Raw genomic sequence first — 15,676 nt, 5'->3', positions numbered from 1 at the left:
GAGCGTCTGGCCGGCCGTTGGGTTCCCGCCGGGCGGGGATTGCAGGTTCAGAAGCCGTCGATTCCGGCGGCTTTCAAGGTTTCACTCAAAGCCAGTACCTGCGGGTCGCGAAAGAATGCGCTCAGTTGCGCCGCGCGTCCCGGGCCGATGCCGGCTTCTGCCTGCCATTGTTCAGTGTCGCGTTGTGCCAAGGCCTGCCACGAATCGTCCAGTTGTGCCTGTCCGGTCGGCGGCATGCCCAGCGCTTTCAACCATCGAGCAAGCGGCTGTTGCCGCGCGCCGTGAAAACTCTGGATCAGGCGTGCGCTGCTGCGCTCGCCGAGGCCGGCAATGTTAGCAAGCTCTGACGCATCGAGGGTCAGCCAATCCAGCAGGTGTTTCAGACGGCCTGTTTCCAAAAGTTTCTCCCAGGTGCCGCGACCGACATGCTGCATGGCCAGGCCCTGCTTGCCACTGAGCCAGGTCAGACGCGCGAGAAACTGGCTTTCACACCCCGGCGTCGGTTGCCAGCAGCTCAGGGCGTGGTAGTCGCCAGCATCGGGGATGTTGATGTCCGCCCGTTCGCTGGTGCGCAGCACGACACTGTCGAGGCGCGGAATGGTCAGCCCGGCCAGAGTGATTGCCACCTGATCGCCGGGACGGATGTCGAGGGTTTGCCAGCGCTTGATTGAGCTGACGCTGACCCGTTTGATTTCGCGGTCATCGAGTCTGACCGGCAGCAGTTCCAGCACCGGCGTGATCCGCCCGGTGCGGCCGATCTTGAAATTGACCTTGCGCACTTCGGCCAATGCCTGGGCGAAAGGGTATTTCCAGGCGATCGCCCAATACGGCGCGCGAGCCTGCCAGCGTTCGGCGGGTGGCCGTTGGCTCTGGCGCAGCACCACGCCGTCGCTGGCAAAGGGCAGTGGCGAGCGATACCAGTGCTCGCGCCATTTTTGCGCGTCTTCGAATCGGGTGACGGGCTGGGTATAGGGCTCGGTTGTGGCGAACCCCAATGTCTGAAGTTCGGACAATCTTTCCGGCAGCCGCACAGGACCTTGCGGCCAGTCCCAGACAAACAGGCCGATCCCGGCGGCCTGTTCAACATCGAGTGTTTTACGTCCCATCAGCCCCGCGACGGTGGCGCGGGCATTGACGCTGCCGGACTGTGATTGAACATGCGCGCTCAGGCGCCAATAGAGTTCGCCCTGTACCAGCAGATCCCGTGGCTGCCTCAAACGTTGCGGAATGGCTGCAATCCTGCGCGCGGAGGCTGTCCAGTCCTGGCCGTTGACCCCATCACCGCGACTGATCGCCTGCTGCAATACCCCCTGGCGGTAGATCAGCGTGACAGCCACGCCGTCGACCTTGGGTTGCACCCAGACGTTCTGGCGATCACGCAACCAGTGGGCGAGGTCTTCGACTTTGTGCAGCTTGTCCAGGCCAGTGTGGGCGATGGGGTGGGTGACCGTGCCGGACGCGGTGCGCAACGGCTGCGGGGATGAGGGCTGGTTGAAACAGGCTTGCCATTCTTTCAGCCGCAGTTGGGACTGGTCATAGAGTTCGTCGCTGATCAATGAACGGCCTTCGCGGTGATAGGCGTCGTCCCATTGGTCGATCCGGTTTTGCAGGCTGGTGATTTCGCGTTGGGCTTGGGAACGATCCCAGTTCGGACAGTTGGCTTGGCTGACAAGGGTGATGAGTGCCAGCAGGAAGGCCAGCAACAGGCGCAGTGTGAAGAGCATCGTTGAGCGTCCTTGCTCGGGGGTAATATTTGAAGGGTAGGTGAGGATTCGAAATGCGTTACCGGGGGTGTTTTTCGAGGTGTTTCCGGATTCTGAATTGACGTTGCATGGGCGGGCGCCTTCGCGAGCAGGCTCGCTCCCACAGGGATCTAAAGAATGTTTCAGGCATGAAAAAGCCCCGCACGGCGCGAACCGTGCGGGGCTTTCTTGCAGCCAGGGTATTACAGGCCAGCGGCGGAACGCAGGGCGTCGGCGCGGTCGGTTTTTTCCCAGGTGAACGTGGTGAAGCTGTCTTCGCCAACGGTTTTGGTCTGCGGCGCACGACCAAAGTGGCCGTAGGCTGCGGTTTCCTGATACATCGGGTGCAGCAGGTCGAGCATGGTGGTGATCGCGTATGGACGCAGGTCGAACACTTCACGCACCAGTTTGATGATCTTGTCATCGCTGATCTTGCCGGTGCCGAAGGTGTTCAGCGAGATCGACGTAGGCTGGGCCACACCGATCGCGTAGGAAACCTGGATCTCGCAACGCTCGGCCAGGCCGGCCGCAACGATGTTCTTGGCTACGTAACGGCCAGCGTAGGCAGCCGAACGGTCAACCTTCGATGGATCCTTGCCGGAGAACGCGCCGCCGCCGTGACGGGCCATGCCGCCGTAGCTGTCGACGATGATCTTGCGACCGGTCAGACCGCAGTCACCTACCGGGCCACCAATGATGAACTGGCCGGTCGGGTTGATGTGGAACTGGGTGTCCTTGCTCAGCAGTTCGGCAGGCAGTACGTGCTTGACGATCAGCTCCATCACGCCTTCGCGCAGGTCTTTGTACGACACTTCCGGGTTGTGCTGGGTCGACAGAACCACAGCGTCGATGCCGACAACCTTGCCGCCTTCGTAACGGCAGGTCACTTGCGACTTGGCATCCGGACGCAGCCACGGCAGCAGGCCCGACTTGCGTGCTTCAGCCTGACGCTGCACCAGCTGGTGCGAGAAGGTGATCGGCGCTGGCATCAAAACGTCGGTTTCGTTGCTGGCGTAACCGAACATCAGGCCCTGGTCGCCGGCGCCCTGATCTTCAGGCTTGGCGCGGTCGACACCCTGGTTGATGTCAGGGGACTGCTTGCCGATGATGTTCATCACGCCGCAGGTCGCGCCGTCGAAGCCGACTTCGGAGCTGGTGTAGCCAATGTCGCAAATCACGTCACGAACGATCTGCTCCAGGTCGACCCAGGCGCTGGTGGTCACTTCACCAGCAACGATGGCGACGCCGGTCTTGACCAGGGTTTCCACGGCCACGCGAGCGTGTTTGTCCTGGGCAATAATGGCGTCCAGCACCGCATCGGAAATCTGGTCGGCGATTTTGTCCGGATGTCCTTCAGACACGGACTCGGAGGTGAAGAGGGAGTATTCGCTCATCTCGATGTTTTCCTGAATTTACCGATGGTGAGTGTCGCCAGCCGGTCGCTGAAAGTGGCGAACCTGGATCTGGAAACCATTACGTAAGCCTACATAGAGGCTTTCCCCGGGAACGAGTCCCGCAGCGGTGGCCCAACGGGCCAGATCGTCCTGTTCAAACCCCAACCAGAGATCACCGCAGGCCTCCCTGGCCCAACTCTGGTTGTGGCTACATAACTCTGTCACGAGCAGGCTACCGCCCGGTTGCAGCAGATCGGCCATGTGCCTGAGCGCATCGGCCGGAGCGGCGAAATGGTGCAGGACCATGTTCAACACTACGCAATGGGCCTTGAGGCTTGTGCCGTTCAATGCATCGGCCAATTGCAGGCTGACGTTAGCCAGCTGTTCACGTTCACACACCTGACGCGCCAGTTCGAGCATCGCCGGGCTGTTGTCCAGCGCGGTTACGGTGCCGAAACGACGGGCCAGTTCCGGCAGAAAAGCACCATCGCCGGGGCCGACTTCAATGGCCGTGGCTGCACCATCGAAGTTCAGTTTGTCGAGCAGGGCCAGCACGCTGTCACGGTACTGCGGCAGGCCTGCGATCAAATCTTGCTGGGCACGGAATTTCTCCGCGACCCGGGCGAAAAAATCCCGGCTGGCGGCGGCACGCTGACCATGAACCTGCTCGATGCGTGCTTGCACTTCATCGGGCAGATCCAGATTGTCGACTTCTTCCAGCAATGCCGCGTGCAGCTTGCCGCCGAGCAATTCGCTGTGGGGCAGGGCACGACGATAAAAAATTGCGTTGCCCTCACGGCGTGTCGCCACCAGGTCGGCTTGCGCCAGCACCTTGAGGTGATGGCTCATGCCCGACTGGCCGATGCCGAAAATCTGCGCCAGCTCCAGCACGCCAAACGAATCGTTGGCCAGCGCGCGCAATACATTCAGCCGCAGCGGATCGCCGCCGGCCTTGCACAGGGCCGCCAGCTCGTCGCAATCGTCATGGCGAATGGAAGGCACGCGTAAGTTCATAGGGCTGGCAGTCTAGAGACGGGGGCAATGCACCGCAAGGTCAATATCAAAAAGTTTTGATATTGCTCGATAAATGGCACTTCTCGGCGGACGGCAGTCTCTACAAACGAATAGCGGAAAGGTTTCACCAAGCGAAACCTGTGCTATCGATTGGAAAAACGCCTGCCGATGACTATCTGTCATTGCCCCGAGGCGCATGGGTGAGGGAAAATGCCCTCCTTTTTTCCGTTTCAGTCTATTCACACCCAGGAGATCAGCGATGCCTAGCCGTCGTGAGCGTGCCAACGCCATTCGTGCCCTCAGCATGGATGCCGTGCAAAAAGCCAACAGCGGCCATCCCGGTGCCCCTATGGGTATGGCAGATATTGCCGAAGTGCTGTGGCGCGACTACCTCAAGCACAACCCGAGCAACCCGTCGTTCGCCGACCGTGACCGCTTCGTGCTGTCCAACGGCCACGGCTCGATGTTGATCTACTCGCTGCTGCACCTGACCGGCTACGACCTGTCGATCGACGACCTCAAGCAGTTCCGTCAACTGCACAGCCGTACTCCAGGCCACCCGGAATTCGGTTACACGCCGGGCGTCGAAACCACCACCGGCCCGCTGGGTCAGGGTCTGGCCAACGCCGTCGGTTTCGCTCTGGCTGAAAAAGTCATGGGCGCGCAGTTCAACCGTCCCGGCCACAACATCGTTGACCACCACACCTACGTGTTCCTCGGTGATGGCTGCATGATGGAAGGCATTTCCCACGAAGTCGCCTCCCTGGCCGGCACGCTGGGCTTGGGCAAGCTGATTGCCTTCTACGATGACAACGGCATTTCCATCGACGGTGAAGTCGAAGGCTGGTTCACCGATGACACGCCGAAGCGTTTCGAAGCCTACAACTGGCAGGTGATCCGCAACGTCGACGGCCACGATCCGGAAGAGATCAAGACCGCCATCGAAACCGCACGCAAGAGCGCTCAACCGACGCTGATCTGCTGCAAGACCACCATCGGTTTCGGTTCGCCGAACAAGCAGGGCAAGGAAGATTGCCACGGCGCCCCATTGGGTGACGCAGAAATCGCCCTGACCCGTCAGGCATTGAACTGGAACTACGGCCCGTTCGAAATCCCGGCCGAGATCTATGCCGAGTGGGATGCCAAAGAAGCTGGCCGCGCGGTCGAAGCCGAGTGGGATCAGCGTTTCGCCGCTTACTCCGCTGCATTCCCGACTGAAGCCAACGAGCTGATCCGTCGTCTGAGCGGCGAACTGCCGGCCGACTTCTCGGAAAAAGCCTCGGCCTACATCGCCGAAGTCGCGGCCAAGGGCGAAACTATCGCCAGCCGCAAAGCCAGTCAGAACACTCTCAACGCCTTCGGCCCGCTGCTGCCGGAAATGCTCGGCGGTTCGGCTGACCTCGCCGGCTCCAACCTGACCCTGTGGAAAGGCTGCAAAGGCGTCAGCGCTGAAGACGCCAGCGGCAACTACATGTACTACGGCGTGCGCGAGTTCGGCATGACCGCGATCATGAACGGCGTCGCCCTGCACGGCGGTCTGGTGCCTTACGGCGCGACCTTCCTGATGTTCATGGAATACGCGCGCAACGCCGTACGCATGTCGGCTTTGATGAAGAAGCGCGTGATCCACGTCTACACCCACGACTCCATCGGTCTGGGCGAAGACGGCCCGACGCACCAGCCAATTGAGCAATTGACCAGCCTGCGCAGCACGCCGAACCTCGACACCTGGCGTCCAGCCGATGCCGTGGAATCGGCAGTGGCCTGGAAAAACGCTCTGGAGCGCAAGGACGGCCCGTCGGCGCTGATCTTCTCCCGGCAGAACCTGCAGCACCAGGAACGCGACGCTGGCCAGATTGCCAACATCAGCCGTGGTGGTTATGTGCTCAAGGATTGCGCAGGCGAGCCTGAGCTGATCCTGATCGCCACCGGTTCGGAAGTCGGTCTGGCGGTTCAAGCCTTCGACAAACTGACCGAGCAGGGCCGCAAGGTTCGCGTGGTTTCGATGCCTTGCACCAGCGCGTTCGATGCTCAGGATGCGGAGTACAAGCAGTCGGTTCTGCCGTTGCAGGTCAGCGCGCGTATCGCCATCGAAGCGGCCCACGCCGATTTCTGGTTCAAGTACGTGGGTCTGGAAGGTCGTGTGATCGGCATGACCACCTACGGTGAGTCGGCGCCGGCTTCGGCATTGTTCGAAGAGTTCGGCTTCACCCTGGAAAACATCCTCGGTCAGGCTGAAGAGCTGCTGGAAGACTAAATCTGACAGTTATGTTGTCCGGGCTGACGCCTTCGCGAGCAGGCTCGCTCCCACAGGGAAATGCATTCCAATGTGGGAGCGAGCCTGCTCGCGAAAGCGTTGGTTCGGGCAACATCGCACTGCCTGATACACCACGGTAATCGAGAACCCCATGCCTCAACCGCGTCCCTACAAAGTTGCACTCAACGGCTACGGCCGCATTGGTCGTTGCGTCTTGCGGGCGTTGTTCGAGCGCGGCGCGCAGGCCGGGTTTGAAATTGTCGCGATCAACGATCTGGCCGATATGGCCAGCATCGAATACCTGACACGCTTCGACTCCACCCACGGCCGTTTTCCCGGCGAAGTGCGGGTTGAAGGCGATTGTCTGCATATCAATGGCGACTGCGTGAAGGTCTTGCGCAGTGCCACCCCTGAAGGCATCGATTGGGCGTCGCTGGGCGTCGATCTGGTGCTTGAGTGCTCTGGCGCTTACCACACCCGTGCCGATGGCCAGCGATTTCTCGCTGCCGGCGCGCCGCGCGTGCTGTTCTCGCAGCCGATGGCCAGCGAAGCGGATGTCGACGCCACCATCGTCTACGGCGTCAATCAGGACTGCCTGACCGGCGACGAGCTGCTGGTGTCCAACGCCTCCTGTACGACAAATTGCGGCGTGCCGCTGCTGCGTCTGCTCGATCAGGCGATCGGTCTGGATTACGTGTCGATCACCACCATTCACTCGGCGATGAACGATCAGCCAGTGATCGACGCCTATCACCACGAAGATCTGCGCCGCACGCGTTCGGCGTTCCAGTCGGTGATCCCGGTGTCCACTGGTCTGGCACGCGGTATCGAGCGCCTGCTGCCGGAACTTGCCGGGCGAATTCAGGCCAAAGCCGTGCGCGTGCCGACAGTCAACGTGTCCTGCCTCGACATCACGATGCAGACCGCCACCGCGACTGACGCCAATGAGGTCAACCGGATCCTGCGCGAAGCCGCCACCAGCGGCCCGCTCAAAGGCCTTTTGGCCTACACCGAGTTGCCGCACGCCAGCTGTGATTTCAACCATGACCCACATTCGGCCATCGTCGATGCCAGTCAGACCCGTGTTTCCGGCCCCAAACTGGTGAACATCCTGGCCTGGTTCGACAACGAGTGGGGTTTTGCCAACCGAATGCTGGACGTAGCAGACCACTATCTGCAAACAGCAACTTCAAAAAAACCGTAGGAAGTGCGACCCATGACCGTGTTGAAGATGTCCGACCTCGATCTGCAAGGTAAGCGCGTATTGATCCGCGAAGACCTCAACGTCCCCGTCAAGGACGGTGTTGTCACCAGCGACGCGCGCATCCTGGCTTCGCTGCCGACCATCAAGCTGGCCCTGGAAAAAGGCGCGGCAGTGATGGTCTGCTCGCACCTGGGCCGTCCTACCGAAGGCGAATTCTCCGCCGAAAACAGCCTGAAACCTGTCGCCGATTACCTGAGCAAAGCGCTTGGCCGTGAAGTGCCGCTGGTGGCTGACTACCTCGGTGGCGTTGAGGTCAAGGCTGGCGACATCGTGCTGTTTGAAAACGTACGCTTCAACAAGGGCGAGAAGAAGAACGCCGACGACCTGGCGCAGCAATACGCGGCCCTCTGCGACGTGTTCGTGATGGACGCCTTCGGTACTGCTCACCGCGCCGAGGGTTCGACCCATGGTGTAGCCAAGTTCGCCAAAGTCGCTGCCGCCGGCCCGTTGCTGGCCGCTGAGCTGGATGCACTGGGCAAAGCCCTCGGCGCGCCGGCCAAGCCAATGGCAGCCATCGTTGCCGGCTCCAAGGTGTCGACCAAACTCGACGTGCTGAACAGCCTGAGCCAGATCTGCGATCAACTGATCGTCGGCGGCGGCATCGCCAACACCTTCCTCGCGGCGGCTGGTCACCCGGTCGGCAAGTCGCTGTACGAACCGGACCTGCTCGACACCGCGCGTGAAATCGCTGCCAAAGTCAGCGTACCGTTGCCGGTTGACGTTGTGGTCGCCAAGGAATTTGCCGAAAGCGCTGAAGCGACCGTCAAGCTGATCGCTGACGTGGCGGCTGACGACATGATTCTCGACATCGGTCCGCAAACTGCAGCCAATTTCGCCGAGCTGCTGAAGTCGTCGAAAACCATTCTGTGGAACGGCCCGGTTGGTGTGTTCGAGTTCGATCAGTTCGGCAACGGCACCAAAGTGCTGGCCCAGGCTATCGCCGAAAGCTCGGCATTCTCCATCGCGGGCGGTGGCGACACCTTGGCGGCGATCGATAAATATGGCGTGGCTGAGCAGATCTCTTACATTTCCACCGGTGGTGGCGCGTTCCTCGAATTCGTCGAGGGCAAGGTGCTGCCGGCCGTTGAAGTCCTGGAAAGCCGGGCCAAGGCCTGAGGCCGCCCGTTTGGCCAGGCAAAGGAGTGTTCATATGGTCAAGTCGTTAGCGCTGTTGTTGCTGACCGGTACGCTGGCGGCCTGCGGGAGCACCCCGAAGGCTGACGCCACGCCAGCACCGAGCGAGCCGCAGAAGGGCTGTTATCAGGCCGACTGGCAGGCCGAAACCAACCCGGTGCTGAACAAGCGCTCGGGGCCGGACGGCCTGGACAAATACGAGACGCAAACCCCGGTCAAGGAACATGGTTGTCCTTGACGGGTCTGACTCTTTAACTCAGGGCTGGCGGCATGCGTCGTCAGTCGAGGAACACGGATGAAAGGCTTGATCGCCGTTGCGGCGTTGACATTGTTGGGTGGTTGCGCGCAGTTGAACCTGTTTCAGTCGTCGGCCCCGGCAGACGACTGGACGACCTGGACCTGCGACAGTCAGGCCAAGGTGTTGTGGCGTTACGCCGATGCCGGCCAGAAGGAAGTCGACGTTCGCCTCGGCGGCGGTGATCAGGTCTATCGCCTGAAAGAAGAGCCGGGCGCCTCGGGCGCGCTGTACAGCGATGGCATGCTGGCGTTTCACGTCAAGGGTGACGAAGGCCTGGTGTACTGGGTCGCCACCAATGACCTGATTGGCCGTGGTTGCAAGGCGCAGTAATTGACACACCACAGTTCTACTGTGGGAGCGAGCCTGCTCGCGAAAGCGGCCTGGCAGGCACTGCATCAGCGACTGCAAGATTGCTTTCGCGAGCAGGCTCGCTCCCACAGGGGATCTGTGTAGTTCTTGGAATTTGCTTTACCGAATCACCAGGTCGGGCCTCAACCCCCGATCTGCATTAACTTGAATAGCCGCCGCCGCTCCGGCAGGCTGGCACGATCAACGACCCTCAACCGGGAGAGACACACACAATGGCACTTATCAGCATGCGCCAGATGCTGGACCACGCAGCCGAGTTCGGCTATGGCGTTCCAGCCTTCAACGTCAACAACCTTGAGCAGATGCGCGCCATCATGGAAGCCGCTGACAAGACTGACTCCCCGGTGATCGTCCAGGCTTCGGCCGGCGCCCGCAAATACGCCGGCGCACCGTTCCTGCGTCACTTGATCCTGGCCGCGATCGAAGAATTTCCGCACATCCCGGTGTGCATGCACCAGGACCATGGCACCAGCCCTGACGTTTGCCAGCGCTCGATTCAACTGGGCTTCAGCTCGGTGATGATGGACGGCTCGCTGGGCGAAGACGGCAAGACCCCGACCGACTACGACTACAACGTCCGCGTTACCCAACAAACCGTGGCCATGGCTCACGCCTGCGGCGTTTCGGTAGAGGGCGAGCTGGGTTGCCTGGGTTCGCTGGAAACCGGTATGGCCGGTGAAGAAGACGGCATCGGCGCTGAAGGCGTTCTGGATCACAGCCAGATGCTGACCGACCCGGAAGAAGCCGCTGACTTCGTCAAGCGCACCCAGGTCGATGCCCTGGCCATCGCCATCGGCACCAGCCACGGTGCCTACAAGTTCACCAAGCCACCAACCGGCGACGTGCTGGCGATCGACCGCATCAAGGAAATCCACAAGCGCATCCCGAACACCCACTTGGTGATGCACGGTTCGTCCTCCGTGCCACAAGAGTGGCTGGCGATCATCAACCAGTACGGCGGCGACATCAAAGAAACCTACGGCGTCCCGGTTGAAGAGATCGTCGAAGGCATCAAGCACGGCGTGCGCAAGGTCAACATCGACACCGACCTGCGCCTGGCCTCCACTGGCGCCATGCGTCGCCTGATGGCCACCAACCCGAGCGAATTCGACCCACGTAAATTCTTCGGCGCCACCGTGACCGCAATGCGCGATGTATGTATCGCTCGTTATGAAGCGTTCGGTACTGCCGGTAATGCCTCGAAGATCAAACCGATCTCGCTGGAAGCGATGTACCAGCGTTATTTGAAGGGTGAGTTGAACGCCAAGGTTAATTAAATTTAAGTGTTTGAAAGAAGCCCGCAGTGATGCGGGCTTTATTTATATTAAGTAGCCAGAACGAAATTCAATCTTTTTTATATCCTAACCGTAGATGCTTACGGGATCGCTCCACTCTGTATTTGAGACCGGCGCGTTTTTAGTTGCATAGCATCGAGCTTGAACCTGAATCCATTCACCTGTTTTGATTGTTAACTCGACTCTCCATTGCCCACCCGGCTCGACACGACCTGTTCCGAGGACTTGGCCTGTGTTGGAAACAGCAACGTCAACAAAATAATTAGGCTCGCCAGTTCCGTAAAGTGCGGGATGTGGACCAAGGGGGGGAGCATATTGAAGGGGAGCGATGGTTGCTTTCTGTGCCATGTTGGTTTCTTCCATGTAGATGAGATGGTGTTTGGCTGTAAGGGATACAGTTGGTGCTTGTATCGCTTGTTTTTGATGTTAAGGATTATTTAAATACGCGTAACCTGTAATAGTTGACAGTCTTTAATCTCAATTGGCTATAACAGTCGGATCATTTAGATATTACGATGTCTACTGTGGGAAGAGGCGTATTTATCAAATCCTTCGTTAGTTAAGCCACTAACTGAGCTTGGGTGTTGAACTGATTAAAAGGAAACCCGCCGAGACAGACTGTGTGAAAACGCACTGATGGTGGTTCCAGCAAACGCCCCGACTTGTTCGGGGCGTTTGCTTTTGTGCTCACAGCAGACGAAAAAAGGCGTTTCAGCCCCATCAGCGCCATCATCTGGCGCACGCTCAACACGTTAATTGCTCTTTTCAGGTTGTAGGCGTTCACCGCCAAGGCCATTTCAGCTCTCGCGCCTTCAAGCTGTCGCAGCAAGAAGCGAGCGTTACCAAATAACCACTGTTTAAGGTTGCCAAAGGGATGTTCGACGATGGATCGTCGGCTGACCATCATTTCGGGATGCGCCTGCATTCGCTGCTCCATTCGCTGGAAAGCCTGTTCGTGCATATGGCGCGAGATGTATCGGCGTTTGGCGTCGGTGCACTTCGCTTTAATCGTGCAGCTTGTGCAGTCGCTGACCTTCGCTTGGTAGATCCGGCCTTTGTTGCTGATCTGCTTAAAGATCAGCCATTTCCGCTGGAAATAGCCGTAGAGCTAGAGTATGAGCTGATCCGCTGGATCGTAAGAGGGACGGCCGGTGCTTTTGGGAAGTGCTTTATCAAAGCCCAGTCGAGCCAGATCCAGCTTGGCGACGTGAAGATCGATAACGCCAACGAGGTGATCCTCGGGGATCAACTCTTCCAGCGAGACCGGAAACAGGCTGGTCTGGCTGCGGGACTGTCCCTGGATGTAGGCCATAACGAAAAATGCTCCGTATCTTTCGATACGGAGCATTTTCTTTGAGCGCTGCGCAGATTGCTAGGTTTTCACACAGTCTGGAGAGGCGGGTTTTTTGGGGGCGGAATTTCTCGCAATGACGAAGTTATCTAAACGTCAGAGAAAATGGCGCTGCCGCGCGCTCAATGGCGTTGACCACATGAGGCGCGTGTTCGCGATACTGAGGATAGCGTCCGAGCACCGTTTCAACCGAGGCAAGCAGGTTTTGAATTCGCTCTTTGGGTTGGTCGATTTCACAGGTGCGAGCAAACTCCAAGAGTCCTTGTCGTGAGGCGAACATTGACTTGTTGCCCGCCAGATCCAATGCCAGAACATCTTCTGGAATATAGGCCGTGGTGTTGACGATGTCGTAAGCCGGCGCCAGATGCGCATCGCGTTGCGTCGGTTCTGAGTAGAGCAATCCGAAATTTTTCAAATGAGCGTCGCCGTTTCCGACGATGCAGCTCAGGGCAACGCTAGCGAAGAGTTGATCAAGCGACGTACGCAAGTGTTTCGCCGGGCAAAACACTCGAACAGCCTTGGCGATTGCCGCATAACTCTTGCTGTACTTCTGGTTAGCCGACAGCCCCATCAGCACGGCCATGTCTTCAAACCCAATCGGGTTGAGCCTGTCGTCGTGATCAAATCGACGCATGACAAACAGCTTGGCGTTGTCGGAAAGGTAAAACGGTGGAACGGGAATCCCCGCCTCTTTCGCCATGGACATGCAAAGGAATTCGTTGATCGCAAGGCCCGGGAATTCGTCTCTTCCACTCTTGATGATCAGATCCGAGGTTTTGGATGTCACTCTCGGCAACTCTGGTTCTTGCCGCTCCGGCACCAGCAACTTGGGTTGAACACCTGAAATGCCTGCCCGCAGGAGGTAACGATCAAGCATCTCAGCGAAGATATCTTCCGTACCATCCCACGTGAGGATCTCTTCGAGTTTTTCTCCCGGAAATTCTTGCGCCTGCAACAATGCATCAACGGTTTCAGAGCGTACGTGAATCCTGCCAATGGGCGATGTACTGCCGGAAAGCGCCAGTAGCAGCATTGGGTTGACGTTCACAGTCTTGGCCAAGCGGTTGCGCAACTGCTCCAGTACGTAGCCTTCTGGCAGGTTCATTTGAAAAACAGGGTGCAACTCGCGCCGACGAAATTCGTCATGCCGTACAGGCATCAGGAGGCTGATCGCCATTTGTGGCGATGCATCTTCGTGATAACGAAAAGTGAAATCCTCGGCATCGCTGCAAAGCCTTCCGCTAGTACCTTCAGGGGTACTGACTTGAAGAGAGGCCATGTTCATTCGAATAAATCTCCAATCTCTTCAAGGGTTGGCATCGTTGCTGGAACCACTGAGAGTTCGCAGTCCAAAGCAGCCAAAACCCGCGCGTAAGCGATCATGCCGACAGAAAGGGTGCCTTTCTCCACTGCGATGACTTTGTATCGCGTCAGTCCCGCCAGATGGGCAAGCTGCGCCTGCGTCAAGCCACGATTTATACGTTTTTCACGTAATTGAATGCCGAGACGGGTAATTAAAAGAGAGTAATCCATGTTGCGCTACCGTCACATTTTGATGTCAATGTAGCGTATGCGGAACATTTAATCTATTTGGCTCAAGAAACCCGCGGTGAGGGAGGCTTTTTTGTGGACGACTATTCCTTCAGTTCAACGAGCATGACCACCTGCGCGATGCCTAGCGCAGTCCTGCGGTGTGAGGTGTCGAGCATGGCGGCGAAGTTGTTGAGCATTTCGCTGGCTGAACCCAGGGTTTCGCTGGCGTTTGCCAGCAGCGATTCAGTGTTGTACTTCGGGTTGGCGAGGTACATGGATCGGGTTTGTGCGTGCTGGCCATGATGAAGGCGGACGGTTTGAGGTAATGGTCGAGGGCGCGTTCGGCGGCGTCGTTGAGTTTTTTGGAATCAAGGGATTCGTAGGGGGATGCGGGACTGTTTCTGGGGTGCGGCGTTGATTTGATCATGGTTCGTCTCCGGTAAATGGAGCCGACACCGGATCGCTACTAAACGAAGAGGGTGGCAGCTGAACGCAGGTTAGTAGACCGGGGAGACGCGACCGGCGCACCCGAAGGCGCTCTGCGTACAGCTACCATCAAGCGCGGGTTATGCCCGACTGAATGGTGCCAGTGCGCATCGCGTAACCACGGGCTACTAAACCCGATCACTGGGAATCAGCTGTTGTAGGCATCCGGAAGTAACTGCTGACAGATATAAACAACGCTGTTTAAAGGTAGGAGCTGCCGAAGGCTGCGATCTTTTGATTTTGATCCCGGCGTCCCAAGAGGCGCCAACATCAAGATCAAAAGATCGCAGCCTTCGGCAGCTCCTTGTATCTCGACTAACGCTCCGTCAGGAGCGATAGTTCTCGACTGATCATCGAGGGAGGGACTTGGAAGCCGCGCAGCTCCTTAGGCTTTTTGCCTGTGACGTAGATCGTGCTCCAGCCCTCCACACTCACTCGTACAGTTCGCACGGTATCTTGGGCCCGCCTGCGGCGAGAGCCCGCATTCGCAAGGTTGGACAGAGTGACGTGATGATCGCAACAGGGAACAAGTGGAGAAACGATCATGTCCGGTTTCGTTGGCGTCGACATCGCAAAGAACACCTTTGATATCGCTACACACCAGCCCAACGGCAAGCACAAAACCAAGGCCAAGCTGGCCAACGATCCAAAGGGCTTTAAAGAGTTTGAGGCGTGGCTAGAAAAAAACGCCGAGCGTTCGGCCCTGATCGTGATGGAAGCCACCAGCGTCTACCACTTGGAGCTCGCGGAATTCGTTTACAACAAAGGCTTCCGGGTCTGCGTCGTGAACCCGGCTACGACCAAAGCGTACGCTGACAGCGAACTGCGCCGCATCAAGACCGATAAAAGCGATGCCAAACTGATCGCCGACTTTGCCCGGGAAAAGGATCAAAAACTTCACCCATGGGCGCCTGAGCCGCTGAAATACCGCCAGTTAAAAGCAATGGTGCGCCGCCTGGATGACCTTCAGGAAATGGAACAAATGGAGCTTAATCGTCTGGACGTTTCCGACGAAAAGGTCAAAGACTCGATCAACTCCGTTCTGCGCCATATCGAAAAAGAGATCGTAGAAACGCATAAGGCGATCAAAAAACACATCGATGACGACCCGGATATGCGTCAGATGCGGGATCTCATCGTAACCATCGACGGCATCGGACAAAAAACGCTTGAACGATTGCTCGCCGAACTGGGTGACTTGCGCAAATACAGTGATCCTCGCCAACTGGTCGCTGCTGCAGGGCTCAATCCAAAGCTGCAGGAATCAGGAAAGCTCAAAGGTCACACCCTGATCTCAAGAGTAGGGTCAGCACGGCTGCGTGCAGGCCTTTACATGCCTGGCATGGTGGCGCTGAAACACAATAAGGCGATCAAGGCGATGAAAGAACGCCTGGAAGCCAATGGCAAGGCCCCCAAGCAGATCATCTGCGCAGCAATGCGCAAGCTGCTGCACTTCGTTTACGGAGTGCTCAAGTCAGGACTGCCATATGACCCGAAACTTGCGCTTGCCCGGTGAGGCTCAAGACGGTATCTACAAGG

General features: G+C 58.2%; 12 protein-coding genes and 2 pseudogenes. 7 read left to right on the top strand and 7 right to left on the bottom strand.

The window, feature by feature from the left end; genetic code table 11:
- Positions 1-47 precede the first annotated feature (47 nt).
- The 3 genes from ligB to AB4N73_RS19640 form a co-directional block, all read right to left on the bottom strand.
- Positions 48-1,724: an NAD-dependent DNA ligase LigB gene (gene ligB / locus AB4N73_RS19650; protein ID WP_460142441.1), complete on the bottom strand. Its 1,677-nt coding sequence runs from the start codon at positions 1,722-1,724 to the stop codon at positions 48-50.
- A gap of 221 nt (positions 1,725-1,945) precedes the next feature.
- On the bottom strand, positions 1,946-3,136 hold the full coding sequence (gene metK, locus AB4N73_RS19645; protein ID WP_024014624.1) for a methionine adenosyltransferase: 1,191 nt from the start codon (positions 3,134-3,136) through the stop codon (positions 1,946-1,948).
- A gap of 18 nt (positions 3,137-3,154) precedes the next feature.
- Positions 3,155-4,150 (bottom strand): ArsR/SmtB family transcription factor, encoded by a 996-nt coding sequence (locus AB4N73_RS19640; RefSeq protein ID WP_056786470.1) that lies wholly within the window; start codon positions 4,148-4,150, stop codon positions 3,155-3,157.
- Between the two features lie 259 nt (positions 4,151-4,409).
- Between AB4N73_RS19640 and tkt the strand changes: the two genes are divergently transcribed.
- The 6 genes from tkt to fba all read left to right on the top strand — a co-directional run bounded on the left by tkt (position 4,410) and on the right by fba (position 10,749).
- Positions 4,410-6,407 (top strand): transketolase, encoded by a 1,998-nt coding sequence (gene tkt / locus AB4N73_RS19635; RefSeq protein WP_150743450.1) that lies wholly within the window; start codon positions 4,410-4,412, stop codon positions 6,405-6,407.
- A 151-nt stretch (positions 6,408-6,558) separates the two neighbouring features.
- A complete protein-coding gene (epd, locus tag AB4N73_RS19630) occupies positions 6,559-7,611 on the top strand; it encodes an erythrose-4-phosphate dehydrogenase (protein WP_460142440.1) in 1,053 nt (350 codons plus the stop codon).
- Between the two features lie 12 nt (positions 7,612-7,623).
- A complete protein-coding gene (locus tag AB4N73_RS19625) occupies positions 7,624-8,787 on the top strand; it encodes a phosphoglycerate kinase (RefSeq protein ID WP_016772785.1) in 1,164 nt (387 codons plus the stop codon).
- Positions 8,788-8,821: 34 nt separating this feature from the next.
- On the top strand, positions 8,822-9,043 hold the full coding sequence (locus AB4N73_RS19620) for a hypothetical protein (RefSeq protein WP_016772786.1): 222 nt from the start codon (positions 8,822-8,824) through the stop codon (positions 9,041-9,043).
- A gap of 57 nt (positions 9,044-9,100) precedes the next feature.
- Positions 9,101-9,433 carry an MliC family protein gene (locus AB4N73_RS19615; RefSeq protein WP_315434623.1) on the top strand — a complete coding sequence of 111 codons (333 nt, stop codon included), beginning with the start codon at positions 9,101-9,103 and terminating at the stop codon, positions 9,431-9,433.
- Positions 9,434-9,684: 251 nt separating this feature from the next.
- Entirely contained in the window at positions 9,685-10,749 is a 1,065-nt protein-coding gene (gene fba, locus AB4N73_RS19610; RefSeq protein ID WP_008081027.1) for a class II fructose-bisphosphate aldolase, read from the top strand.
- A 733-nt stretch (positions 10,750-11,482) separates the two neighbouring features.
- Here the strand turns inward: fba and AB4N73_RS19605 are convergent.
- The 4 genes and pseudogenes from AB4N73_RS19605 to AB4N73_RS19590 form a co-directional block, all read right to left on the bottom strand.
- Positions 11,483-12,079, bottom strand: a pseudogene (locus AB4N73_RS19605) (transposase); the annotation flags it as partial.
- Positions 12,080-12,203: 124 nt separating this feature from the next.
- Complete coding sequence (locus tag AB4N73_RS19600; protein WP_460142439.1) at positions 12,204-13,403, bottom strand: type II toxin-antitoxin system HipA family toxin; 1,200 nt, start codon at positions 13,401-13,403, stop codon at positions 12,204-12,206.
- Positions 13,400-13,651 carry a helix-turn-helix domain-containing protein gene (locus AB4N73_RS19595; RefSeq protein ID WP_056786493.1) on the bottom strand — a complete coding sequence of 84 codons (252 nt, stop codon included), beginning with the start codon at positions 13,649-13,651 and terminating at the stop codon, positions 13,400-13,402. Before AB4N73_RS19595 ends, AB4N73_RS19600 begins: the two co-directional genes overlap by 4 nt.
- A 101-nt stretch (positions 13,652-13,752) precedes the next feature.
- A pseudogene (locus AB4N73_RS19590) lies at positions 13,753-14,078 on the bottom strand (DUF6124 family protein).
- A gap of 603 nt (positions 14,079-14,681) precedes the next feature.
- On the opposite strand from AB4N73_RS19590, the gene AB4N73_RS19585 reads away from it, so the two are divergent.
- Positions 14,682-15,653 carry an IS110 family RNA-guided transposase gene (locus tag AB4N73_RS19585; RefSeq protein ID WP_056786210.1) on the top strand — a complete coding sequence of 324 codons (972 nt, stop codon included), beginning with the start codon at positions 14,682-14,684 and terminating at the stop codon, positions 15,651-15,653.
- Positions 15,654-15,676: the final 23 nt, after the last annotated feature.

It is taken from the genome of Pseudomonas sp. S3_B08, assembly GCF_054667725.1.
This window is presented reverse-complemented; position numbering and strand designations above follow the sequence as displayed.